Source organism: Streptomyces sp. NPDC111744 (assembly GCF_055634995.1).
In genome coordinates this window covers 3181-4783 of sequence record NZ_JBVKCG010000065.1, presented here as the reverse complement: position 1 = coordinate 4783, position 1603 = coordinate 3181, and the positions used below count along the sequence as shown (strand labels likewise).

Sequence of the window (1603 nt, the reverse complement as noted above, 5' to 3'; positions counted from 1 at the left end):
GTTCGGCGGTGTCCTACTCTCCCACAGGGTCCCCCCTGCAGTACCATCGGCGCTGTAAGGCTTAGCTTCCGGGTTCGGAATGTAACCGGGCGTTTCCCTCACGCTATGACCACCGAAACACTATGAAACTGAACTGCCGCACCACACCCTGTGGCCCAGGACATGGGGCTGTTCGTGGTTTCAGAACCAACACAGTGGACGCGAGCAACTGAGGACAAGCCCTCGGCCTATTAGTACCGGTCACCTCCACACCTCACGGTGCTTCCAGATCCGGCCTATCAACCCAGTCGTCTACTGGGAGCCTTACCCCATCAAGTGGGTGGGAGTCCTCATCTCGAAGCAGGCTTCCCGCTTAGATGCTTTCAGCGGTTATCCCTCCCGAACGTAGCCAACCAGCCATGCCCTTGGCAGAACAACTGGCACACCAGAGGTTCGTCCGTCCCGGTCCTCTCGTACTAGGGACAGCCCTTCTCAAGACTCCTGCGCGCGCAGCGGATAGGGACCGAACTGTCTCACGACGTTCTAAACCCAGCTCGCGTACCGCTTTAATGGGCGAACAGCCCAACCCTTGGGACCGACTCCAGCCCCAGGATGCGACGAGCCGACATCGAGGTGCCAAACCATCCCGTCGATATGGACTCTTGGGGAAGATCAGCCTGTTATCCCCGGGGTACCTTTTATCCGTTGAGCGACGGCGCTTCCACAAGCCACCGCCGGATCACTAGTCCCGACTTTCGTCCCTGCTCGACCCGTCGGTCTCACAGTCAAGCTCCCTTGTGCACTTACACTCAACACCTGATTACCAACCAGGCTGAGGGAACCTTTGGGCGCCTCCGTTACCCTTTAGGAGGCAACCGCCCCAGTTAAACTACCCATCAGACACTGTCCCTGATCCGGATCACGGACCCAGGTTAGACATCCAGCACGACCAGACTGGTATTTCAACGACGACTCCACAACCACTGGCGTGGCCGCTTCAAAGTCTCCCAGCTATCCTACACAAGCCGAACCGAACACCAATATCAAACTGTAGTAAAGGTCCCGGGGTCTTTCCGTCCTGCTGCGCGAAACGAGCATCTTTACTCGTAGTGCAATTTCACCGGGCCTATGGTTGAGACAGTCGAGAAGTCGTTACGCCATTCGTGCAGGTCGGAACTTACCCGACAAGGAATTTCGCTACCTTAGGATGGTTATAGTTACCACCGCCGTTTACTGGCGCTTAAGTTCTCAGCTTCGCCACACCGAAATGTGACTAACCGGTCCCCTTAACGTTCCAGCACCGGGCAGGCGTCAGTCCGTATACATCGCCTTACGGCTTCGCACGGACCTGTGTTTTTAGTAAACAGTCGCTTCTCGCTGGTCTCTGCGGCCACCCCCAGCTCAGACCGTAAAGATCATCACCAGGTGTGGCCCCCCTTCTCCCGAAGTTACGGGGGCATTTTGCCGAGTTCCTTAACCATAGTTCACCCGAACGCCTCGGTATTCTCTACCTGACCACCTGAGTCGGTTTAGGGTACGGGCCGCCATGAAACTCGCTAGAGGCTTTTCTCGACAGCATAGGATCATCCACTTCACCACAATCGGCTCGGCATCAGGTCTCAGA

At 56.6% G+C, this 1603-nt stretch carries 2 rRNA genes (1 of these 2 cut by a window edge); both read right to left on the bottom strand.

What is annotated here, in order from left to right:
• Positions 1-117: ribosomal RNA gene (gene rrf / locus ACZ7OO_RS43940) — 5S ribosomal RNA — on the bottom strand.
• Positions 118-210: 93 nt separating this feature from the next.
• Positions 211-1603 (bottom strand): 23S ribosomal RNA (locus ACZ7OO_RS43935) (it continues 1354 nt past the right edge of the window).